At 31.5% G+C, this 23,506-nt stretch carries 23 protein-coding genes; 2 read left to right on the plus strand and 21 right to left on the minus strand.

Annotation, left to right across the window (positions count from 1 at the left end; all coding sequences use genetic code 11):
• Nucleotides 1–101: 101 nt before the first annotated feature.
• From kamA to J2Z43_RS03795, 19 genes are all read right to left on the minus strand, one after another.
• Nucleotides 102–1,352, minus strand: a complete 1,251-nt coding sequence (gene kamA / locus J2Z43_RS03705; RefSeq protein WP_209455903.1) for a lysine 2,3-aminomutase — start codon at nucleotides 1,350–1,352, stop codon at nucleotides 102–104.
• Between the two features lie 18 nt (nucleotides 1,353–1,370).
• On the minus strand, nucleotides 1,371–2,402 hold the full coding sequence (kdd, locus tag J2Z43_RS03710; protein WP_209455904.1) for an L-erythro-3,5-diaminohexanoate dehydrogenase: 1,032 nt from the start codon (nucleotides 2,400–2,402) through the stop codon (nucleotides 1,371–1,373).
• A 16-nt stretch (nucleotides 2,403–2,418) separates the two neighbouring features.
• Complete coding sequence (locus tag J2Z43_RS03715; RefSeq protein WP_209455905.1) at nucleotides 2,419–3,078, minus strand: 3-oxoacid CoA-transferase subunit B; 660 nt, start codon at nucleotides 3,076–3,078, stop codon at nucleotides 2,419–2,421.
• Entirely contained in the window at nucleotides 3,078–3,731 is a 654-nt protein-coding gene (gene atoD, locus J2Z43_RS03720) for an acetate CoA-transferase subunit alpha (protein WP_027701785.1), read from the minus strand. Before atoD ends, J2Z43_RS03715 begins: the two co-directional genes overlap by 1 nt.
• Before the next feature lie 23 nt (nucleotides 3,732–3,754).
• Complete coding sequence (gene kce / locus J2Z43_RS03725; protein ID WP_209455906.1) at nucleotides 3,755–4,600, minus strand: 3-keto-5-aminohexanoate cleavage enzyme; 846 nt, start codon at nucleotides 4,598–4,600, stop codon at nucleotides 3,755–3,757.
• A 23-nt stretch (nucleotides 4,601–4,623) separates the two neighbouring features.
• Nucleotides 4,624–5,004 carry a 3-aminobutyryl-CoA ammonia lyase gene (gene kal, locus J2Z43_RS03730; protein ID WP_209455907.1) on the minus strand — a complete coding sequence of 127 codons (381 nt, stop codon included), beginning with the start codon at nucleotides 5,002–5,004 and terminating at the stop codon, nucleotides 4,624–4,626.
• A gap of 55 nt (nucleotides 5,005–5,059) precedes the next feature.
• Nucleotides 5,060–6,034: an electron transfer flavoprotein subunit alpha/FixB family protein gene (locus tag J2Z43_RS03735; RefSeq protein WP_209455908.1), complete on the minus strand. Its 975-nt coding sequence runs from the start codon at nucleotides 6,032–6,034 to the stop codon at nucleotides 5,060–5,062.
• Nucleotides 6,035–6,080: 46 nt separating this feature from the next.
• The gene (locus tag J2Z43_RS03740) at nucleotides 6,081–6,887 is read right to left on the minus strand and encodes an electron transfer flavoprotein subunit beta/FixA family protein (protein WP_209455909.1); all 807 of its coding nucleotides are present in this window, start codon (nucleotides 6,885–6,887) and stop codon (nucleotides 6,081–6,083) included.
• An 18-nt stretch (nucleotides 6,888–6,905) separates the two neighbouring features.
• Nucleotides 6,906–8,030 carry an acyl-CoA dehydrogenase gene (locus J2Z43_RS03745; protein WP_209455910.1) on the minus strand — a complete coding sequence of 375 codons (1,125 nt, stop codon included), beginning with the start codon at nucleotides 8,028–8,030 and terminating at the stop codon, nucleotides 6,906–6,908.
• A gap of 33 nt (nucleotides 8,031–8,063) precedes the next feature.
• Entirely contained in the window at nucleotides 8,064–9,248 is a 1,185-nt protein-coding gene (locus J2Z43_RS03750; protein ID WP_209455911.1) for an acetyl-CoA C-acetyltransferase, read from the minus strand.
• Nucleotides 9,249–9,860: 612 nt separating this feature from the next.
• Nucleotides 9,861–10,763, minus strand: coding sequence for a LysR family transcriptional regulator (locus J2Z43_RS03755; RefSeq protein ID WP_209455912.1), 903 nt, complete (start codon nucleotides 10,761–10,763; stop codon nucleotides 9,861–9,863).
• A 46-nt stretch (nucleotides 10,764–10,809) separates the two neighbouring features.
• Complete coding sequence (locus J2Z43_RS03760) at nucleotides 10,810–11,655, minus strand: 3-hydroxybutyryl-CoA dehydrogenase (protein ID WP_209455913.1); 846 nt, start codon at nucleotides 11,653–11,655, stop codon at nucleotides 10,810–10,812.
• 85 nt (nucleotides 11,656–11,740) lie between these two features.
• A complete protein-coding gene (locus J2Z43_RS03765) occupies nucleotides 11,741–12,538 on the minus strand; it encodes an enoyl-CoA hydratase-related protein (protein WP_209455914.1) in 798 nt (265 codons plus the stop codon).
• A gap of 503 nt (nucleotides 12,539–13,041) precedes the next feature.
• A complete protein-coding gene (locus tag J2Z43_RS03770; protein ID WP_209455915.1) occupies nucleotides 13,042–14,064 on the minus strand; it encodes a DUF916 and DUF3324 domain-containing protein in 1,023 nt (340 codons plus the stop codon).
• A 103-nt stretch (nucleotides 14,065–14,167) separates the two neighbouring features.
• On the minus strand, nucleotides 14,168–14,944 hold the full coding sequence (locus tag J2Z43_RS03775; protein WP_234925957.1) for a WxL domain-containing protein: 777 nt from the start codon (nucleotides 14,942–14,944) through the stop codon (nucleotides 14,168–14,170).
• A gap of 54 nt (nucleotides 14,945–14,998) precedes the next feature.
• Nucleotides 14,999–16,090 (minus strand): cell wall-binding repeat-containing protein, encoded by a 1,092-nt coding sequence (locus J2Z43_RS03780; protein ID WP_209455916.1) that lies wholly within the window; start codon nucleotides 16,088–16,090, stop codon nucleotides 14,999–15,001.
• 49 nt (nucleotides 16,091–16,139) lie between these two features.
• Nucleotides 16,140–18,815 carry a pectate lyase-like adhesive domain-containing protein gene (locus J2Z43_RS03785; protein ID WP_209455917.1) on the minus strand — a complete coding sequence of 892 codons (2,676 nt, stop codon included), beginning with the start codon at nucleotides 18,813–18,815 and terminating at the stop codon, nucleotides 16,140–16,142.
• Nucleotides 18,816–18,976: 161 nt separating this feature from the next.
• Complete coding sequence (locus tag J2Z43_RS03790) at nucleotides 18,977–19,117, minus strand: hypothetical protein (protein WP_209455918.1); 141 nt, start codon at nucleotides 19,115–19,117, stop codon at nucleotides 18,977–18,979.
• A 90-nt stretch (nucleotides 19,118–19,207) separates the two neighbouring features.
• The gene (locus tag J2Z43_RS03795) at nucleotides 19,208–19,420 is read right to left on the minus strand and encodes a hypothetical protein (RefSeq protein ID WP_209455919.1); all 213 of its coding nucleotides are present in this window, start codon (nucleotides 19,418–19,420) and stop codon (nucleotides 19,208–19,210) included.
• A gap of 228 nt (nucleotides 19,421–19,648) precedes the next feature.
• Between J2Z43_RS03795 and J2Z43_RS03800 the strand changes: the two genes are divergently transcribed.
• Together J2Z43_RS03800 and J2Z43_RS03805 are read left to right on the plus strand one after the other, a co-directional pair.
• Nucleotides 19,649–21,175: a recombinase family protein gene (locus J2Z43_RS03800; RefSeq protein WP_209455920.1), complete on the plus strand. Its 1,527-nt coding sequence runs from the start codon at nucleotides 19,649–19,651 to the stop codon at nucleotides 21,173–21,175.
• Between the two features lie 7 nt (nucleotides 21,176–21,182).
• Nucleotides 21,183–21,998: a glycoside hydrolase family 18 protein gene (locus J2Z43_RS03805; RefSeq protein WP_234925958.1), complete on the plus strand. Its 816-nt coding sequence runs from the start codon at nucleotides 21,183–21,185 to the stop codon at nucleotides 21,996–21,998.
• Between the two features lie 158 nt (nucleotides 21,999–22,156).
• Here the strand turns inward: J2Z43_RS03805 and J2Z43_RS03810 are convergent, their stop codons facing one another.
• On the minus strand, nucleotides 22,157–22,780 hold the full coding sequence (locus J2Z43_RS03810; RefSeq protein ID WP_209455921.1) for a hypothetical protein: 624 nt from the start codon (nucleotides 22,778–22,780) through the stop codon (nucleotides 22,157–22,159).
• Nucleotides 22,781–22,852: 72 nt separating this feature from the next.
• Nucleotides 22,853–23,452, minus strand: a complete 600-nt coding sequence (locus J2Z43_RS03815; RefSeq protein WP_209455922.1) for a ribonuclease H1 domain-containing protein — start codon at nucleotides 23,450–23,452, stop codon at nucleotides 22,853–22,855.
• Between the last annotated feature and the right edge of the window lie 54 nt (nucleotides 23,453–23,506).

Here is a 23,506-nt window from a genome sequence, read left to right on the forward strand (position 1 = left end):
TCTTTGTTAAATCTTTGAACTGCAATTTTAAGAAATAAACATCAATATGCGACCCAAAATTATAATTTTTATAATAAATCTCAGGTACTTTAAAAATTATTTTATCCTAATTGAGCACTAAGTTCTCTTTTCTTTCTTTCTAATCCAACTGGCTCAAGTACACTTCTTTGATTATTTATAAGTCCTGCTACCCCTACCTTTTCGACTACTTTTTCACCTTTACAGACTTCACACTCACATGTATGACTGTAATTACTTGGCTCTGTATAAGTAGTAATCACTCCCTCGAAATTTCTAAGGATAACTTTATCATAACTTTGAGATATTACATAATTAGGCATAACTGGAGTCTTACCACCACCACCTGGTGCATCTACTACGAATGTTGGGATGCAATATCCTGATGTATGGCCTCTTAGGCCTTCCATAATTTCTATGCCTTTGGCTACTGGTGTTCTAAAGTGCTCTATTCCATTAGATAAGTCACATTGATATATATAGTATGGTCTAACTCTTATATTTGCCAAGTCATTTACTAACTTCATCATTACATGCATACAGTCATTTACTCCTCTTAGTAGAACACTTTGGTTACCCAGAGGTATACCTGCATTTACCATTTTAGTACAAGCCTCTATAGCCTCAGGTGTTATTTCCTTGGGATGATTAAAATGTGTATTTAACCATACAGGGTGATATTTTTTCAACATATTTACTAAATTGTCAGTTATTCTTTGTGGCATAACAACAGGAACTCGACTTCCAATTCTCACAATTTCAACATGTGGTATTTCTCTTAACTTCCTTATAATGTATTCAAGTCTATCATCACTCATTAAAAGTGCATCCCCACCTGATAATAATACATCCCTTATAGCAGGTGTATTTCTTATATATTCTATAGCCTTGTCTATTCTATCAACTGGTTGTGCTCCATCATTTTGTCCTGCGAATCTTCTTCTAGTACAATGTCTACAGTACATCGCACATTGATCTGTTATTAAAAGCAAAGCTCTATCTGGATATCTATGTGTAAGGCCTGGAACAGGTGAGTCTCCATCTTCATGAAGCGGATCATCTAAGTCAGCATCTGATACTTTCAACTCATCTGATGTTGGTATTGCTTGTTTTCTAACAGGATCATTAGGGTTTGTTGGATCAATTAATGATAAGTAGTACGGTGTTATACTCATTCTCAAAGTTTTAAGACATTCCTTAACACCTTGCTCTTCATGCTCTGTAAGTGGAATATATTTTTTTAATTCTTCAACTGTAGTTATTCTATTTTTTACTTGCCAATTCCAATCATTCCATAATTCATTGCTAACATTTGTAAATATTTTTCTTTCCATAACTTATATCCTCCCTAGTTATATATATAAATTCTTAAATATTTTTCTTAATGTCGCACTTTCTCTCAAAGCAGTTAACGTGACATCTGCATGCCCCTTAGTGTACCCGTTTCCTATTATCATATCTACATCTTTCCCTACACCCTCAGCTCCTAGAGCTGCTTTTGTGAATACTGTTGCCATAGAGAAAAAGTATACTACTCCACCATTTCTAACTGGCAATATTGTACTCATTTCTGTATTTTGAACATTTACACAGTTTATCGCTAAATCAACCTCTTTACCGTCATTTACCTCTAATACTTTTTTAAGAACTTCTGTAGGATTTTTAGCATCTACAGCTATTACTGAATCTACAAGATTATTTTCCTTTAAGAATGTCGCTTGTTCGTCATCTATAACAAGAGCAATTACTCTTCCACTTTCACCTGCTTTTTTTCTAGCTTCATAACAGCAAAGCATTCCAGATTTTCCAGCAGCTCCAAGTATTAAAACACTATCTCCTTCTTTAACTAATTTTTGTGTCTGCGCAGGTGCTCCAGCAACATCAAGTGCCGCTAATGCTAAGTTTTCTTCCATATCTGTTGGTAACTTAGCATAAATTCCACTCTCAAATAAAATTGCTTTTCCCTTAATTTCAACTCTGTCTATATCGGCTTTTATATCTATTATTTCTTCTATTTTTAACGGTGTTAATGATAGTGATACTAATGTTGCTATCTTGTCTCCTACTTTTAAATCTATTTTATCTACTAAGTCAGGACCTATTTTCTCTATAGTTCCTATTAACATACCTCCAGAGCCCGTTATCGGATTCTGCATTTTTCCCTTTTCTTCTACTATCTCTAATATTCTTGACTTTATCTTTTCTATATCATGATCGCATTCTTCTTCTATTTGGTTGAAACTTGCTGAGTCTATATTCAATGCGTGTACATCTATTAAGATTTCATTATCATATATATTCATATCGTTGTTTATTTTTTTTGCTGGTTGTGGAAGTGAATTTTCACCAATAACTCTATGTGTTCCATATTTGCATCCTTTCATTTCTAACCCCCTCTTTTTATACTAATTGTGCTTTCGTATACACTAAATTATCAGATATTATTAAATCTGCATCTGTCATTTCTTTTAATTCTTCTATCGTTATATCTTCACTTATTTCAGTTAAGATTAATCCTTCTTCTGTAACATTCATAACTGCAAATTCAGTTATTATCATATCAACTACACCTTTTGCAGTTAATGGAAGAGTACAGTTTTTTAGGATTTTAGATTTACCTTTTGCGGTATGTAACATGGCAACTATAACTTTTTTAGCACCAATTACTAAATCCATAGCCCCACCCATACCTGGCACTATTTTTCCAGGTACTATCCAATTAGCTAAGTTTCCATGTTGATCTACTTCTAGTGCTCCTAGTACTGTTACATCTACGTGTCCTCCTCTTATGATTCCAAAAGACACTGATGTATCGAAGAAAGCGCCATTATCGTTTATAGTTACATATTGACCACCTGCATTAGTTATATATGGAATAATTTCATCTTCATTCGCAACTTTACCCATTCCAACCATTCCATTTTCTGATTGGAAAGTTAAATTTACACCTTCTTCTATATAATTTGTGGTTAATGTGGGAAGCCCTATTCCTAAATTTACTAGTTGATTGTTTTTTAATTCTTTAGCTACTCTTCTAGCTATAACCTCTTTAGGATTCATTATTTTTCCTCCTTTATAATGTAATCTACTACTACACCTGGAGTCATTATCAATTCTTTATCTATATTTCCTACACTTACTAATTCTTCAGCTTGGACTACTACTATATCACTTGCCATAGCTATCATTGGATTGAAATTTTTAGTTGTACCTTTATATACTGTATTTCCAAACTCGTCTACCAAACTCCCATTTACAAGAGCAACATCGGCTCTTAATGGAAGTTCTAATAAATATTCTTTTCCATCTATAGTTATTATTTGTTTATTTTCTTCTACAATAGTGCCTACTCCTGTAGGAGTTAATATTCCACCTAAACCATATCCACCTGCTCTTATCCTCTCTATAAGCGTTCCTTGTGGAGATAGCTCAACATCTAGTTTTCCTTCATTCATCAGTCTTCCGGTTTCTGAATTTGTACCTATGTGAGAAGCTATAACCTTTTTAACTTGATTATTAACAATAAGTCTTCCTATCCCTTCATCTACATAGGAAGTGTCATTCCCTATTATAGTTAAATTTTTCACATCTGATTCTATAAGTGAATCGATAAGGACTTCTCCTGTTCCACATCCTAAGAATCCGCCTATCATAATAGTCATATCATCTTTAAAAAGTCCCTTTAGTGTTTCCAAAGATATAACTTTATTCATTTTAGACACCCCCTCAATGTATTCTAAGCTTCTTGTGTTCTTAATATCTTAGCTTCTAGACCAAGTATTTGACGAGCTTCTTCCGGCGTTGCAACTTCTCTTCCAAGTTCCCTTACAATATTTGCTGCTTTTCGAACAAATTCACCATTAGATGAAGCTGGTACTCCCTTTTTCATATAAACATTATCTTCAAAACCAACTCTTACATGTCCACCCATTAATACACCTAAGGCTATCATGTCAAATTGATATCTCCCTATACCACTTACTGTAAACGTGGAATTTTGAGGTATACTTTCTCTCATAAACATTAAATCTCTATAAGTTGCACCTATCCCCCCGTTAACGCCCATAACAAAGTTAAAATGCATATTATCATTAATAAACCCTTTTTTATTAAGCCTAATAGCCATGTCTACCATACCCTTGTCAAATACTTCTATCTCTGGCTTAATATTTAACTCTATCATTCTTTTTCCAAACTCTTTTATAGTATTTTCGGTATTTACAAATATTTCATCTCCACCAAAGTTACATGTTCCGCAATCTAATGTTGCCATTTCAGGATAAAGATCTACAGGTTGTATTCTTTCTTCATTGCTCATTCCAACTGCACCTCCAGTTGAAGGTTGAATAATGGCATCTGGACATGCAATTTTTATAGCATCTATACACTCTTTAAATCTGTTTTTATCTTGTGTAGGAGCACCATTATCCTCTCTTACATGAAGATGTATTATACTTGCTCCGGCATCATAAGCTGACTTTGCTTCTCTCGCTATTTCTTCTACAGTGTACGGTACATTTGGATTATGCTCCTTTGTTACCTCAGCACCACATATAGCCGCAGTTATTATAACCTTTTGCATATTAAATCCTCCCCTTAAATAAACTATAATCTTTGCTTATCTTTTGGTACTACGCAAGTTCCACTAGCTTTACAAACTACTATTGGATCCTTTAAAACCTCTGCTGCTGAATCATTTATGTCATTTCTCGGTATTATAACTTTTCTAGCTTCAAACACCATTTTTCTAGAACTATTTCCGACATTAACAATTTCACCTACAGCTTCTATATAATCTCCTGCGTATACTGGGGCCATAAATTCTACACTATCATAAGCTTTAAATAAGCCTTCATCTCCATCATTTTGTATTAATAGTTCAGTCGCAACATCCCCAAACAATTGAAGCATCTTTGCACCATCTACTAAATTTCCACCGTAATGAACATCATGGCTGCTCATTCTCATTCTAATCATTGATTTCATATGTACATTCTCCTTTAATCAGATTATTTGTATTTTGAAATATGTGTTGTATATACTATGCTAATTCTTGTATTAAATTTTTCACAACTTTGTTGACTTCGCCTACTATAGAAAGGTCAGCGTTTTCAAATATAGGAGCATCAGGATTTGTATTAATAGCTATTATATACTCAGATCCTTCCATACCAGCTATGTGTTGTATTGCTCCTGATATACCGCATGCGATATATAAGTCAGGTCTTACAGTTTTTCCAGTTTGACCTACTTGACGATTTTTATCAACCCATCCAGCATCAACTACAGCACGCGATGCACTAACTTCAGCTCCTAATATATCTGCTAATTCATATAAGGCATCCAGGTTTTCTTTAGATCCTAGACCTCTGCCAGCTGATATAAGTATTTTGGCATCTTCAATTTTAACTTGCTTTATATTTTCTTTTATAAAATCCATAACTTGTATACTTTTTCCCTCATTAGATAAATCAACTGAGAAATCTTCTATCGTTCCAGTTCTAGATGAGTCTTTTTCTAATTTTTTCATAACACCTGCTCTTACAGTGCTCATTTGAGGTCTATGATCAGGACATATTATAGTAGCCATTATATTTCCGCCAAATGCTGGTCTTGTCATAAGTAATCCATTATTTTCATCATCTATATCAAGTGATGTACAGTCAGCTGTAAGTCCTGTCTCAACACTTGAACTAACTCTCGGCGCTAAATCTCTTCCTATTGTAGTTGCGCCTACTAAAACTATATCTGGATCCTTCTTTTTTATAACTTCACAAAATGCTTTTGTGTAAGTGCTTGTTACATATATATCTAAGTTTTCATCATCGACGCAAACAACTTCATCTGCACCATATTGTATAAGTTCTTCACATAATCGCTTAACATTGTATCCTAATAATACAGCACATACTTTATCATCTAATCTATCTGCTAACTCTTTGCCTTTCCCTAATAATTCCAAAGAGACATTTTGTACTTCACCGCTTCTTTGTTCTACAAAAACCATTACACTCATAAATCTACCTCCATAATCACTACTTTTTAAGAGAAAATTCATCAAATTATATATTACTAACCTTTACTTCTGTTATTATATGTTTTTCTTTAAGAGCATTTATTATTATTGATGCTCCTTCTCTCTCGTCTACAACGTGGACAGTTCCTTTAGCTTTTACTCCCTTTGTAAATGATTTTTTAACCTTTGTAGGAGAACCCTTTAAACCTATCTCTTCTAAGCCAACATCAATATCCTTTAATGTCCAAGTTTCAATCATATTATTATTCATACAATCGTATATTCTAGAAACTTTCATATATCTTGGAGAATTCATCTCTTGCAAAGTAGTTATAAGAATTGGCATCTTTGCCTTAATAACTTGATATCCATCTTCAAAAGCCCTATTTACAACTACATAATCTCCCTCTACATCCAACTTATCAACATAAGTTATAGATGGTATATCAAGGTGATTTGCTATTTGAGGACCAACTTGTGCAGTATCTCCATCTATCGCTTGTCTACCTGCTATTATTAAATCATAGTCTAATTTTTTAATTGCTCCTGCTATAGTTTTTGAAGTAGCTAATGTGTCTGCCCCTGCAAATGCTCTATCTGTAAGAAGTATTGCTCTATCTGCACCCATAGCTATTGCTTCTTTTAATGCATTTTTAGCTTGAGGAGGTCCCATTGATAATACAGTAACTGTAGCCCCTATTTTTTCTTTTAACCTTACGGCCTCCTCTATTCCAGCTTTATCATCTGGGTTTATTATACTCGGTACACCATCTCTTATTAATGTCCCAGTTTTTGGGTCTAATCTTACTTCTGTTGTATCTGGTACTTGTTTCACACAAACCAAAATATTCATACGATTCCTCCTGAAAAACTATTTTAATAGATCTGCACTTATAACCATTTTTTGTACTTCGCTTGTTCCTTCATATATCTCGGTTATTTTTGCATCTCTCATCATTCTTTCTACATCGTATTCACGAGTATATCCATATCCTCCGTGAAGTTGAACAGCTTTAGTTGTAACTTCCACTGCAACTTCCGCTGCATAAAGTTTAGCCATTGCAGCTTCTACGCTATATGAATTGCCTTCATCTTTCTTCTTTGCAGCTTCATAGACTAAGTGTCTTGCAGCTTCAATTTTAGTTTTCATATTAGCTAGTTCAAATTGGGTATTTTGGAAAGAAGATATGCTTCTTCCAAATTGCTTTCTCCCCTTAACATAATCTACTGTAGTATCTAATGCACCTTGTGCGATACCTAGTGCTTGAGCTGCTATACCTATACGACCACCATCTAGAGTTTTCATAGCTATTTTAAAACCTTGACCTTCTTTTCCTAACAAGTTTTCTTTAGGTATCCTACAATTTTCAAATATAAGTTCACAAGTTGCTGAACCCCTTATGCCTAGTTTCTTCTCTTTCTTGCCTATACTAAATCCTTCTGTACCTTTTTCAACTATAAAGGCTGATATTCCGCGAGTTCCTTTAGATTTATCAGTCATTGCCATAACTACATAAATTTCTGCTGGACCTGCATTAGTTATAAAAATTTTTGTTCCATTTAATATGTAATTATCACCATCTAATACTGCCGTTGTTTGTTGACCTGCTGCATCTGTTCCTGCATTTGGCTCTGTTAAACCAAATGCACCTAATCTCTCACCTTTAGCCAAAGGTGTTAAGAATTTTTGCTTTTGTTCTTCTGATCCAAATTGAAATATTGGAGCCGCTCCTAATGAGGTATGAGCAGATACTATTACACCTGTAGTTCCACAAGCTTTTGATAGTTCTTCAACTGCCATTGCATAACCTAAATAGTCACCGCCTTCACCACCATACTCTTTTGGAAAAGGTATTCCTAACATCCCGCATTTAGTCATTTTTTCAACAGTTTCATACGGAAATCTTTCTTCTTCATCAATTTCATGCGCGATAGGAGCCACTTCGTTTATAGTAAACTCTCTATACATTTGTTTTAATAATTCATATTTTTGCATAAATATCTCCCTTATTTTAAGTAATTATATTTATTAGCATTTTTTTATTATTAAGCTAGTGCCTTGACCTCCACCTATACAAAGTGTAGCAAGTCCTAGATGTGCTGTATCTCTTTTTTGCATTTCATGAACTAAAGAAACTAATATTCTACATCCACTAGCTCCTATTGGATGGCCAAGTGCTATTGCCCCTCCATTTACATTTACTTTTTCCATGTTAAATTTCAACCCTTTTTCAACTGATAAAGCTTGAGCTGCAAATGCTTCATTAGCTTCTATTAAATCTATATCATCTAATTTTAGATTTGCTTTTCTCAGAGCTTTTTCTGTGGCTGGAACTGGACCATATCCCATTATAGATGGCTCAACCCCTGCTGAGGCATAAGAAACAATACTTGCTAATGGCTTTAGCCCTAATTCATCGCATTTATCCCTGCTCATTAGAATAACCATAGCACTCCCATCATTTATTCCAGATGCATTACCTGCACTTACAGTCCCATCTTTTTTAAATGCAGTTCTTAACTTGGCTAACTTCTCTATTGTAGTATTATGTTTTGGATGTTCATCAGTGTCTACTACTATAGGATCGCCTTTTTTCTGTGGCACTTTAACCTCTACTATTTCATCTTTAAATCTGTTGTTTAATTGAGCATTTTTTGCTTTTTCTTGACTTAAAAGTGCAAATCTATCCTGCTCTTCTTTACTTATTCCAAATTTTTCTGCTAAGTTCTCGGCAGTTATTCCCATATGGTAATCATTAAATGCATCAGTTAATCCATCATTTACTAACGAATCTACTAATTTATTATCACCTAAGCCATATCCATATCTACCTTTATTTAATAAATACGGAGCATTACTCATACTTTCACATCCACCAGCCAAAACTACATCGCAATCTCCAAGTGCAATAAACTGTGCTGCCATACTAACTGCTCTAAGTCCAGAACCGCAAACTTTATTTATAGCAAGAGCTGGAACCTCAACAGGAATATCAGATTTTATAGCAACTTGCCTAGCTACATTTTGCCCAAGGCCAGCACTCAATACGTTACCTATTAGTACTTCATCTATCATATGTGATTTTATGTTTGCTCTTTTGATAGCTTCCTTAGCTGCTATACTTCCTAAATCCACAGCACTTACATCTTTAAGAGCACCACCCAAAGACCCTATAGGCGTCCTGACTGCCGATAGTATAACTATTTCTCTCATAAATAACCCCTCCTTGTAATATCAATATTGTTTCATACACATACTGAACTCTTCAAATACAGTTATTTAGTTAACTAGGATTTCATTTAATTGTTTATATAATTTGGATATTTGTGTCATAAGTATATTTAACGTTAGATCTAGTAATAAATTCTTTTAATTACTTAACTTATGCTAGAATTGAATGTTAGATTTTGAATAAACAATTTGTAAATAATCATATAATTAATTACTTTTTCTAAAATGATAATTGTTTTTTCATAATGGTTATTACCTGAAATTAAAATTTAGTTCAGCTTGTTATTGCAATTGAGGTAACAAATTGATGTGTAAGCATTTCGATTTTCTTATGATATTTTCTATATCAAATTTTAATGCTCTAAGTATATATTAATGTAAAAACAACGTTATTGTCTAAGTCGTATTTGTTATATGATATATAAGTAAAAACTATATATGAAAAATAAATAGCTTGAATTTAAAATAAGTGCAAATGTCTCACAACTTAAATGCCGTTTTTAATGCAAAAAAAGTATTTAGTTGAACACTCAGAGATTATTCCGTATACTCTGAGTGTTCAACTAATTCTTGAGATTCTATCTGAAAAACAATTTAAGTATTTTTATTCTTAAAGAAATCAATTATAAAATTGAATACGTGTTGATTTACATGACTATATCGATCCTTCTTGGGTCTACATAATAATACTTTCCATGTTATGGGATCATTAAATGATCTTTCTACAATCTGATCATTTTTAAAGAAGTCGTGCACAGGTGATGGTAAAATAGTTATGAATTCAGAATTTGTAGTTGTTTGCAGCAGAAAATCCCACGAACCTGACATGATATACCTTTTTAGTTTCACATTTTCATCAGTAAATTTCTGCATTAATTTATGATGTATCATAAATGTTGGATCAAATATTGCAAGCAATTCTTCGTTTAAGTCTTTCCAATCTATTTTATTATTTCGAGCAAGTGGATGATTGACATTTAAAAATGCAGTAAGCTTGTCTTCTTGAAGTATATGTTCTGTAATTACACTTTTATCAATTCCGGTTGGTTGTAGGAGCACCACATAGTCTAATTCCCGTAAAATAAGCATACTATTTAACTCATGTGCCCCCTTCTCTACAATATCGAACTCTATATCTGGATTATTTGCAACAAGTTGTGCAACTACATCTGAAAACACTATTCCAAGTATTAAAGGTGGTATCCCTATTCTTACTTTACCTTTGAATTTAACAGAATCCTCTCTCAAATCCTCCATCATATTTTCATACTCATTTAAGATATTTTCTGCGTTAACATAAAATCTCTCTCCTGCTGGTGTTAGGTCGTTTAATCTTCCCTTATACCTGTCAAATAGATACACATCTTCATTTTCTTCAAAATTTTTTATTATCTGACTTAGATATGGTTGTGATATGTGTAATTCATTTGATGCTAACGAAAGATTTAAATCACATTTTACTATCTCAACAAAATATTTTAGATGCTTTATATCCACATAGATCTCCTCTCTTGTAAGTATTCCTTATTCCTCTTATCTATTTCTATTTATTATAATCATAGAATCCTATTTTAGTTTTTCTTCCTAGTTGATTTGCTCTAACCATTTTAGCCAAGAGTGGATGTGGTCTGTATTTAGTATCTCCAAATTCAGTATATAAAACGTTCATTATCGCCAAAACAACATCTAATCCTATTAAATCACCTAATGCTAGAGGTCCCATAGGATGGTTTGCACCTAGCTTCATTGCTTCGTCTATTTCCTCTTTATTTGCAACACCATCTGCATATATACCGATAGCTTCGTTTATCATTGGTATAAGTATTCTATTTACTACAAATCCAGGAGATTCAGATACATTTACTGGAACTTTATTGATACTCTTAGATAATTCAAAGACTGTATCAAAAGTTACTTTTGATGTTAATTGACCACTTATAATTTCAACCAAATCCATCATAGGGACTGGATTAAAAAAATGCATCCCTATAACCTTGTTTGGTCTTTTAGTTGCAGAGGCTATTTCTGTTATAGATAGTGACGAAGTATTTGTCGCTAAAATAGTTTCCGAATGGCATAATTCATCCAATAATTTAAAAATATCTTTTTTAGTATTCATATTCTCTACAGATGCTTCTATTATTAGGTCCATATCTTTTAAATCTTCATAGTCAATAGTTGAGCTAACATGACTTAATATTTCTTCTTTTTTAGCATCATCTATTTTTTCTTTAGAAACTAATCTTGATAAATTTTTATTTAATAAAGTTAAACATTCGTCTATAGATTCTTTACTTCTACTCTTTAAACATATATCCTGGCCACAACTTGCTATAGTTTGTATAATACCACTACCCATAGTTCCACTTCCTATTACTGCTAATTTCATAGATATACCTCCTGTTATAGTATTTATAACTGTTAAATTAAACAGTTTATTTAATCTAGTTAATATATTTAATTTAATAGTTTAATTATCCTTTTATAAACTTAGCGTCTCTCTTTTCAATAAAAGCCGACATACCTTCTTCTTGGTCTTTAGTTGAAAAACAGAGCCCAAATAAATTAGTCTCTATATCTATTCCAGTATTTATATCAGTTTGAGAACCAAGTTTTATAGCTTCCTTAGAATATCTGACAGCAAGTTGAGCATTTTTTGCTATTGCTTTTGCTAGTTTTTCAACTTCTTCAATTAAAACTTCTGGCTCAACAACTTTATTTACTAAACCTAACTTTTCAGCTTCGTCTGCTTTAATAATTCGCCCAGTAAAGATTAACTCTTTTGCTTTTGCCATTCCAACCAATCTTGTAAGCCTTTGAGTTCCACCGAACCCTGGTATTACGCCAAGAGATACTTCTGGTTGACCAAATACAGCTTTAGTAGAAGCAATTCTTATATCACATGCCATCGCTATCTCACATCCCCCGCCTAAAGCAAATCCATTTACAGCGGCTATTACGATTTTCTTACTATCTTCAATTTCTTTAAAAGCCTTGCTTGCAAGTCTACTAAAATCTTTAGCAGTCAAAGAATTTAAGTCTTTCATATCTGCAATATCAGCTCCAGCAACAAATGCTTTTCCTTCACCAGTTAACACTACTACATCAATATCTTCATCATTATTGATGTCTTCAAATATTTCATAAAGTTCTTTTAAAGTTTTTGCATTTATCGCATTAAGTACTTGAGGTCTATTCACTTTCACTGTACATATACGATCATTTAATTCAACAGCTAAATTTTCATAAACTTTAACATCATTTATTATCATAATATCCTCCCTTATTAAAATGATTTTTTACTGCATACCTATACCTGGTTTCATAAACTTTTTTTAACTCTAGTCACAAACTTTAGATAATACTCGAATACCATTATGTATCCTACAGGTCTCCATCTTTTGAGTAATTATATGTTATATGTGTTTGATTAATTTTATATTTATACTTATATTTATGATGATAGCACTCAAATTATAAATTGCAACAATCTATCGTTATTTTTTTCACCTATTTTTTTCTACAATTTTTAAAATCTAATATAATTTAAGATTAGATCATAGGCCCATTTTTTAAAATTAGTAGTAAGAATTATAAGTTTTATAGCATATCAGCATTTGATATCTATTCTAATATTTTATCTAATTGTATTTTATACTTACCATCTTATATATGTTGAATATGATAATCAGTAAGTTAAATTAAAAGTCCCCATCTATATAACTTTTAAGTAATATAATGGGGACTCTTTTATAATTATATAAATTTGTATTTTTTACAAATCACTCATTTTTTTCTTTTTATTTAATAATTTTATTAATAAACCTATTAATAATATTATTACAAAAACAAGTACTCCAACTAGAATATAAATCCAATTAAAGCTGTCGTCTATACTGACATCACTAGAATTTAATTTATTAGCTACATCACCTTTTATAACAAACTCTTCATTGAACTCCCATTTGTTCTTTTCAGAAGTCGCCACCAAATTTAAAATATAAACACCTGGTTTTAACTTTTTACCCTCAAGTCTAGTTAAATAATTGAAGTTTGAATTGGGTGCCATCTGCATATCTTCACTATCAGAAGAATACATTACATTTTTATTTTTATCATCTTTCTTATATACCTTTGTATGCACTGACATATTTTTTACAAAAGTCGGTGTTATATTTTGAAGATTGGATGATATAACATTTCTAGCATTATCCTGTGTAGGCATTACTTTATGTAACTTAAGATCAGGATCTATAACTTGATCTATGTTTTCAAATAGTAAAATACCTACTACATAATTGTATTTGTTTGTTATCATAGATTTTTTATCTTTATTAGCCTCTGTTTCTTTCTCCTGTAACTGAATACCTCCTGCTAAAACACCATCGAAGACCTCAATAGGAGTCTTAACATTCATCTCTAATGTATATTCTCCATGTTTAGGAACAGTTATTTCTGATGGTACGGAAACTATTTCAGACATGTCATATTTTAAAGTAGGGTCGTTTTTTATATTATTTTCTCCATAATCAATTACCCCATTTGTATTTGTCGTAGCCGAATTGATAGAAACATTAATAACTCTATCTTTATCTGTAGTATTTTTAAGAACCATTTTTAACACTTGTTCATTGTTAGGTTTCACTAAAAGATTATAGTATGTTTTACTCTTGTCTATTTGGTTTTCTGGTATTACAGTATAAACAGAGAAATTTAACTCAGCTGAATAAGATGTATTTGTAAACATCATAAAAACAACAAGAAATGATGATATAATCGATGTCAATTTTTTTTTCATATAATTTAATCTCCCTGTATTTTAAAATTTATAAAATCGATTAATTCATAATTGAATTAACTATTTTGTCTGATATAATTTTTTACTTAAATCATCATTTAGTCTATATTTGTGGAGTATCAGTTAATGTCCAAGTTAATGTAGTTTTATAGTCTTTACCAGCATATTTAGTAGTAGCTTTTGGTACAAATAACTCTATACTTGAATCTTTAGTGCTAGTATTTCCAAAAACAGTAAGAAATGTTCCTGCACCTTTTCCATCTTCAGCTTTCATAACAGATACTTTACTTCCATCCGTATTTAATGCAAATTTAGTAGCGCCTGCTATAGATGAACTTGTGTCAGCCTCTCCCCCTATTATAGGTTTTCCTGATTCTGCATTTGTAACTATATTAGCATTTCTAAATCTTAACTCAGCTCCAGTTAATGCTTTATCGTCGCTTGTTTTAAGTTGTCCATTCTGGCTAACAGTTAATTCCCATCCTGTTTCAAGCCCTCTACTATCTGTAACTTGAACAAAGTTTGGTTTTTCTGGCCCAGCTGGCTCTTCATTAACTTTATTTTGTCCAGCTGCCCATGTTTTTTGTGGTAAAGCATAATACGTTTCATCTTGACTTGATACTTTTTGTTCTCCAAAGTCAAGATCCGAAACGAAATCTATTGATAAAGGCCCATTAGTTCCACCGCCCTCTGGAAATGGATCTATTGTTTCGTCTGGATTCTCTGGATCTACAGGCGGTGTTGGAACATCTGATTTTACAAATCTAACTCCTACATTTGAGTCTTTAACTCCTCCATCTACTGCAAATATTGAACTTGTTCCAAATGCCATTACTAACCCCGATACAACTACTAACTTTGATAATTTTTTAAATTTCATAATAATTATTCCCTCCAATTAATATAAATCAAATATTTTTTATTTTAAATAGTTTTACTTTCTAAGTCTTTGAGATATTTTTACTGCTGTCTCGTATCTATCTTTTCCTGAAATCCTCTCACTTTTTAAAGTTGACAGTTGATTTTGAATTTCTTTTGAAACTGAATCATATCCTCCACCAATTATTACTTTTTCAATTTTCCAATCCTTAATCTTAGATTTGGTTATATCTGTAAGTTTTTTCGGATTTGTAAGTAATATAGGGACCCCAATATCAACTGCCAAAGGGTTTATCGTTATCCCATCTGGGAAATTAGTCCCATCTACTAAAGCTAAATCTTTTTTATTTCCAGTTAACTTCCTTATCTCTTCGCCTATTACTGTGGCAGTCTCGTATCTATCAGATCCGGCAAGTCTTATTCTTTTAAAATCTTCTAGATCCTTTTCAATAGATGCAGAAACTGAATTATATCCTCCACCTATTGTCACATCGTTTATTCCCCATCTATACAGAGCTTCATATGTAGTTGGGTTTATTTTTTTTGGTTCTGTTAGAAGTATAGGTATCCTTTTTTGTGATGCATATGAAGATATTGTTATTATATCTGAAAAATTAGTTCCATCAACTAATACTGAATCGTCTAACTTCTTTGTTATTTTTCTTACTTCATTGCCAACTTTAACCGCTGTATCGTATCTATCAGATCCAGCTAATCTTGTTATTTTATAGCTTGAATTTGTCTTTTCCCCATAATTATTAATAAGTACTTCCACATTTTTAGACACCGATTCTTCTCCACCAACAATTATTATATCTTTAACTTTAAGTCTCTCGATTTCTTCCAAAGTTGATAGCCCTATGTTATTTTTTTGAGTTAAGAGGATTGAAGCATCTTTTTCGTTGGCAAGTACTGTAGACGTTAAAATATCTGTATATTTCTCACCACTTGCCAGCACCACTGATGATGTCTTTGGCTCCGGTTTCACTCCACCGCCACCTGAATTGCCACTATCTTCAAATCTAATTCCAACATCAGAATTTGATTTTCTTTTTACAAAATCATCATTAGCAAAAGCTGTACCTACAGGCAAAAGAGTCATCACACAAATACAAATTCCTATCTTTGACAATAATTTAAATTTCATTTTTACTCCCTTCAATAATTAATTTTTATTTTAGAGATTTTTTTGCAAACTAAGGTATTATAGGAACATCTTCTAAATTCCATTCTATTGTTGCGCTGTACTCGCCAGATATAATTCTGGTTGCAGGCACATCAATATATAAGCCTTGACCATTTTTCCTATCGTTTTCTAGTAGAACAAATGGAGCATTGTCCTCATTTTTATGACTTTTTATCAGAATCAAATTGTCTGTTAAAGCTTGTCTACTGTCATTATTAAAAACATAATATATAGCATTGTCATAAGTTTTTGTTCCATCTGTATTAGTCAATTGTTTAGACATCCTTGCTTTTAAAGTCCATTCTTTTTTTACTGTTCTAGTATCAGTTACATCAAGAGTTTGGTCTGCTATATTACCCCACCCCTTTGCACCATTTTGGACAGTATAATATATGTCTCCAAATGTAATACTTGAAGGCACCTGAAACGTTAGACTTCCGTCTACAATTGTTATTATTGTACCTTTTTCAAAAGTTCTATCCCTATAGGTTACTTGATTGATTGGCGTTGTATTTCCAACTGAATCAGTAGAAAAAAATTGAAGAATATCTCCTATTTCAAATACTTGCCCGCTAGCACCTGTTTCTTCTGGCGTATTGACTTCCCATTTTCTATTTTCATCAACTATAGCCGTTATTTGAGCACCATTCTCATTAGCATCAGTTCCATTAATCTTATATGTTATAGTAGCACCAGGCTCACCTGTACCTACAATCTTTTTTGTAAGCATATCAACATTTGTGATTAAAGTTACTGGATCTGGTGGTGTTGCATCTCTAACCTCAATTTCAGACACTTGCCCTTTATTATCTTGCGAATTATCTAATTTTTTAGTAGCATATGCTTTAATTATAGTTCCAGCTGGGTAGTAATCTGACAATGTATATTTATATAAGCCCTCTGAATCTGCTGTCATTGTATGCTCTTCATTATCTATGCTGCTATATAAAGTTATATCAGCATAACTACTTTCAGTATATACAGGTATTAAGTTTACATTACCAAACTCATCTATTCCATTATCATCTGGTACCCATCCTTTAATCACTCTTGCCTCAACTTTTTTATCGGCATCAGTAACAGAGAATATTCTATTAGAATCATTAGGGCTTGGTACCCAATTAGTTGAAGTAGAAGCCTCTTCTCTCGTGACAAATTCCACTTCTGGCTTTGTGTTGATACCTGATATTCTCGAATATTTTTGAAACTTAGCTAATCTATTTTCTGTTTCATTAAACTTATTCGCTAGATTTTCACTACTAGATGTCGCTGCTGTTGTTCCTCCAGGTCCATCAAATGATTCAATATCGCCAAAGTCATAAGTTGCTGGCCCCATATAATCTTTACCCTTATCCCAAAAGGATATATCTACGTTATTTAGATACACATGGGAAGTATTGTAATAATTATTTATCGCTTGTCCTTTCCCCATATGTCTTATATCATACTTTGCTGCACTATCTATCTTAAAGACAGAATTTCCACCTGTGATATTTATAATATAATAATTCGGTTTAGCTATAGCATAAAATTCTGCATCTTTACGTATATGGAATTCTGAATTAGCCGCATCTAAATTTATTACATTACTTGTACCTGTAGTTGTAATATTTACTTTTGAATTTGCATTTGCTATAAATTTTTGACCTACTTTATAGGTATCATACGGATAACCTTTCATAGTTATAGAAAAATCAGCTCCAGAACCATTTTCTTCACCTATTTCAACAGTATTATATTGTTCATAGATAGCTGGATATGTAGTACCATTTGATCCTTGAAGATTTACTTTTGCACCATCTAATGCTGTAAAGTTTCTACTACTTCCAGTTCCTCCTGTAGAGCTATAGTACCAAAAGCACGACACATTTTTTGCCACAACTTTCCCCATAAACTCAGTATTTCTCTCAAAAACAACACTACCTGGATATGCTATTTCAGCTGTAGTTCTAAGATTTACAGCGCCATAAAATGTTATTTCTGCGCTAATCGCCATTAATAATCTTCCAATAGCTGCTCCTTCAATATCTGCGGTATTATCAGTAGATATATTTCCAAATCTAAATTTCCAATTTCTACTATCAGCAAGAGCGCTTTGTGTTATAAAGGCTTTCTTTGTTGTAGGACCATTACCTGCAGTAATACTGCCTATTCCTTTTTGCGATATTATTAAATCATGCATATCAAAAATCTGAACCTCAGTTGCAGCCTTAAATGGAAGAGTTGAATTGGTATTATTAAAAGATAAGGCTAGTTTATAATAATAGTTACCATTCTCATCTGGATGTACACGACGCCCATCAATTTCAATGCTAGTGCTTCTTGCTTTTAATGCTGCAGTTGTAGTTTTTTCTATATCACTTGTAAGTTTTATTTTTTCGACACTAGCATCATTATATGCACTCTCAAATTCACTCCAATTAGATACCTCTACCTCACCCGCATCCGCAAAAGATTCTATTAAAGTATTTTCTTTTGTTTGTGAGTTATTAATTTCTATGCCATTAGAGTTTTCTTTTAAACTTTTGTTACTAGAGACTTCATCATTTTCATCGAGATTCTTTGATAAAATTTCTCTATTATAAAAATCATTGTTACTTGAAATTGCATAAATATTAGATACCGGATTAATTAAAAGAATAATGCTTAGGAATATAGAAATTACTAACTTGAAATTTTTAAACACACTTAATTCACCCCCTTTTTGTTAATTTAAAAGACCTATTATAAAGTTTAAAATTATGCTTCTTTGGACTTTGGTAAATTATAGCATAATCAATAAAAATTTTGATCCTTTATGTTGTAAGATGTTGTTTTTTTGATGTGAATAAAATAAATTCAATATATTTAATGTAAAAATGAATATTCTTTTACATGTTTCAAACCTTCAATATCGTCTTGATTACATAATGTTATAGTATTGAACAGATTTAATTGCTTAGCAATTACATCAGACCCTTCATAAATTGCTTTAAAATTTTCTTGCATTGTTTCTTCAAGTTCATCAAGTAATCCATAGCGTATAAAATTCTTAGCTTGTCCATTTTAAGATAAAGAGGCCATTGAATCACCTCTTTTTTATAGATATACTCCTTCATCAGCTCTATTCATTACTATTTCAGCACATATCTTTCTTACTTTTTCATTTGCTTTGATTCTATCTTCATCACATGTATATTTCGGAAGTATAATGTATCCTGTACTACCCCCTCGCTTTAGTAATTTATCAACTACCTTTTCACCCTGTATTACATTTTCATCAATTGGGACAACTTTATCATTATTTTTCATAAGAGTCCACCTCCCTAAATAGGTATATGTCTAATAAAATTTGTCCTATTCATTTTAGATCAACAAACTTATCTTTATTGGAAATATGCCATTTTCAAACCATATCGTTAACGTTTTTATTGCTAAATAAATGAAAAGAAGATTTCAATCAGTTATCATTTTTTTAAGTCAAATACATAATAAAATATCCTTAAAACGAATATAGATACTGTATAAGGAGGTATTAGTATGAATGTAGCAATATACCTACGTAAATCACGAGCTGATTTAGAAGCTGAGAAAAATGGCGAATTCGAGACATTAAAAAGGCATAAATCCTCACTTCTGAAATTAGCCAAGAAAGAAAAATATAATATTGTTGAAATCAAAGAAGAGCTAGTAAGTGGCGAATCCATAATACATAGACCAAGAATGATTGAATTATTACAAGAGGTAGAAAATGAAAAGTATGATGCTGTATTAGTAATGGATATTGACCGTTTAGGTCGTGGTGGTATGAAAGACCAAGGTGTTATATTAGAAACCTTTAAAAATAGTAATACAAAGATTATAACTCCACAAAAAATATACGATTTAGAAAATGATTTAGATGAACAATATACTGAGTTAGAATCATTTATCGCTAGACAAGAATTAAAAATGATAAAGAAAAGATTAGAACGAGGTCGTAAAAAAAGTATTGAAGAAGGAAAATTTATATTCGGTACTGCACCTATTGGATATGACATTGCAAAAAACGATAAGAAAGAAAAGATACTTATAAAAAATGATAAAGCTTACATAATTAAATTAATCTATGATTTATATGTTAATGAGGACATGGGAATTTATAAAATAGCAAATCATTTAAACAATAAAGGTTTAAGCCCCATAAAAATAGATAAATGGACACCTTCTACGATAAACAGAATTATACAGAACAAGGCTTATTGTGGATATATTATGTATAGTAAAATAGTAAACACTAAAAAATATAATGAAAATGGCAATGAAATTAGAGTTAAAAACTCCGCTGAAAATGTACTCTGCTATGAGGGGAAACATGAACCAATAATTGATATTGAAACTTGGGAAAAAGCACAAGAAATCAGAGAAAACCGTATAAAAAGCTTACATTTTGGAGGACATCATGCGCTACAAAATCCATTTGCCGGTATATTAAAATGTAAAACATGCAATCATGCAATGCAAAGAAAAGTTAAAGATGAAGAAAGAACATATCTATGGTGTAAACACAGTTGTGGTAATCTTTCAATTAGGATCAGTTATTTAGAAAAATTATTATTAGAGTTTTTAGAAGATACTTTAAACAACTATCAAGTTATGGTCAGAAAAGAAGATATTAAAAATAAAACTGTTGATGAGAAAAAGATACTAGATGAAAAATTAATTAAAAAATTAAATTCTGAATTAGATGAATTAGAAAAACAAAAAATTAACTTATTCAATTTTCTTGAAAGAGGAATTTACGATGAAGATACTTTTTTAGATCGTTCAGAATATATAAAAGATAAAATTGAAAACATAAATAAAAATCTAAGAAATCTAAACTCTAACTTAAAAAATTATCAGGAAAATGACTACAGTAAAGTTGTTTTAAAATTAAGAAATGTATTAGAATATTATGATTTAGCTAAAACTCCTAAAGAGAAAAATAAATTGTTAAAAAGTATAATTGATGAAGTTTATTATTACAAAGATGAAGCTCATAAGACAGATGAGTGTAATTTAGAGATAAAATTAAAAGTATACTAGTGTTTTTTTGGGGCACTCCAAAGATGGTTTTAGCGACGCTGCTCTTACACCTACATCAAGGTATAATTTTGCAAGAGAAGTAAACGCTTTAATAAATGAATACAATCTAGATGGAATAGATATAGACTGGGAATATCCTGGTACTAGCGCTGCCGGTATAAAATCTAGACCGCAAGACAGAGAAAATTTCACGCTATTACTTACGGCAATAAGAGACGTTATAGGTCCAAACAAGTGGCTAAGCGTTGCGGGTACTGGAGATAATGCATATATAAACAACAGTGCTGAAATAGAAAAAATAGCCCCTATAATTGACTACTTCAACTTAATGAGCTACGATTTCACAGCTGGTGAAACTGGCGCTAACGCTAGGAAACACCACGCTAACCTATATCCATCAGATCTATCTTTAGCTGGATACAGTGTGGATTCGATGGTAGATAACCTAATAAATGCAGGGATGCCTCCTGAAAAGATACTCTTAGGAGTTCCTTTCTACGGTAGATTAGGATCTTATTTAACTAGATCCTACGATCAACTTAGAAGAGATTATATAAATAAAAACGGTTACCAATATAGATTCGATCAAGAAGCACTTGTTCCGTATTTAACTAAAGAGGGAGAATTTGCAATGTCGTTTGAAGATTCTTTATCTCTATTCTTGAAAACACAATACGTCCTTACTAGATGTCTTGGAGGAATTTTCTCGTGGACTTCTACTTACGATCAGGCAAATATATTAGGTAATACAATGTATCAAGGAATAAATGATCCGGAGATTCTAAGAGAAGAACTGGAAGGTGTCTACGGTATATTCACTTAGAATATTAACTTTAATAAAAGGTAAGATGAATTAATATTTAAATAGGTAAATCCTAAAGCTTTGTGTAAACTTTAAAAAACCTCCCAATTAGTATATTTTTATCCTATACCAATCGGGAGGTTACACAAAGTATGATCATTAACTTTACAATAATATATTTATGAATATAAGTTTATCTTAATTTCATAAATTTTTTTCAACATCTTTTTTAAATTTTCATTTATATCATTATTTTTTTGTCCTTTATTTTTTTCATAACCCAATTCTTTATTAACATTAAAATAAGAATCTACTGGATCTACATTTGCATCTATTGTTGCAGACATAATTTTCCAGGAATCATCTAGTTTTGAGAGATAAATCACATAATCATTACCAGCTCCAGCATCATTTACTATCTCTCCCTTTGAATCATAAGAAAAATTTTCTGATACATATACATTAACTTTAACAGTATCTTTATATTTAGTTATACTCTTAAAATCAAACTCAAACTTTCCTTCAAATGGCTTATAGCCATTGATATCATTATTTGTTTTCTTTAAATCATTTCTAGCTTTTAAATATTGCTTAAATTCATCAGAAGCTACTGTTGAAAAAGTATTCTTCCCTCCATTAAAGTTATAATCCTCTTTAACAAAAACCTCTACTACATCTTTAATAGAATTTTTATCATTTGCACTTAGATATTTTTTACTTATATCGTTTACAATATATACAAGTCCAATAATAAATACTATAAGAGAAAAAATTAAAATTATTCTTTTTAACATATTAGACATATTCTTTGCTCCCTTAATATAATATAAGTAGTATTAATTACTATCCTTCATAAACACTTTTATTTTTACATTTTATTTATCAATTGATAGTTTAGCAAGTCTATCCGCCTCATCATTGTACTTATTGCCACTGTGCGCTTTAACTTTTACAAATTTAACATTTAAATTATCTTTAATGCTGTCGTAGTATTTTTTGTAATTGATAGTTCCTACTTTATTTGTCTTCCAAGCTCCTATACACCACTTCTCTATTCCCTCGTAGTCAAAGTACAGTATCAAGTTTTTTATACCGTTTTCTATACAGTAATTCATAGCTATTTTTGATGCCTCTATTTCTCCTGCTACATTTCTCATATCTACTAAATCTTTATCGTTACCTTTTACACTAAAAGATGTTATTTCTTCATCACCTTTTAGTATAACTACACCTGATCCGTACAATTTAATAGAATGTTCATAACTTCCATCTACATAAGCTTCAACTGTATTTTCATCTATTTCAAATTTTTTTAAATCGCTTCCATATACATAATTTTTAGCCTCTTCTAATGTCTTAAAGCTCTTATATTCTGCACCTTTAAAACCATTTACCTGTTCCTTACACTCATCCCAAGTATTAAATACCCCTGTTTTTTTACCATTTCTAACGGCATAAACTTTTTTATTTGACAAGAATACGACCTCCAAATATTTTATTATAGTTACTTATCTCCTAAAAAAATTATA

This window comes from Metaclostridioides mangenotii, assembly GCF_017873185.1.
In the GTDB taxonomy this organism is placed as follows: domain Bacteria; phylum Bacillota; class Clostridia; order Peptostreptococcales; family Peptostreptococcaceae; genus Metaclostridioides; species Metaclostridioides mangenotii.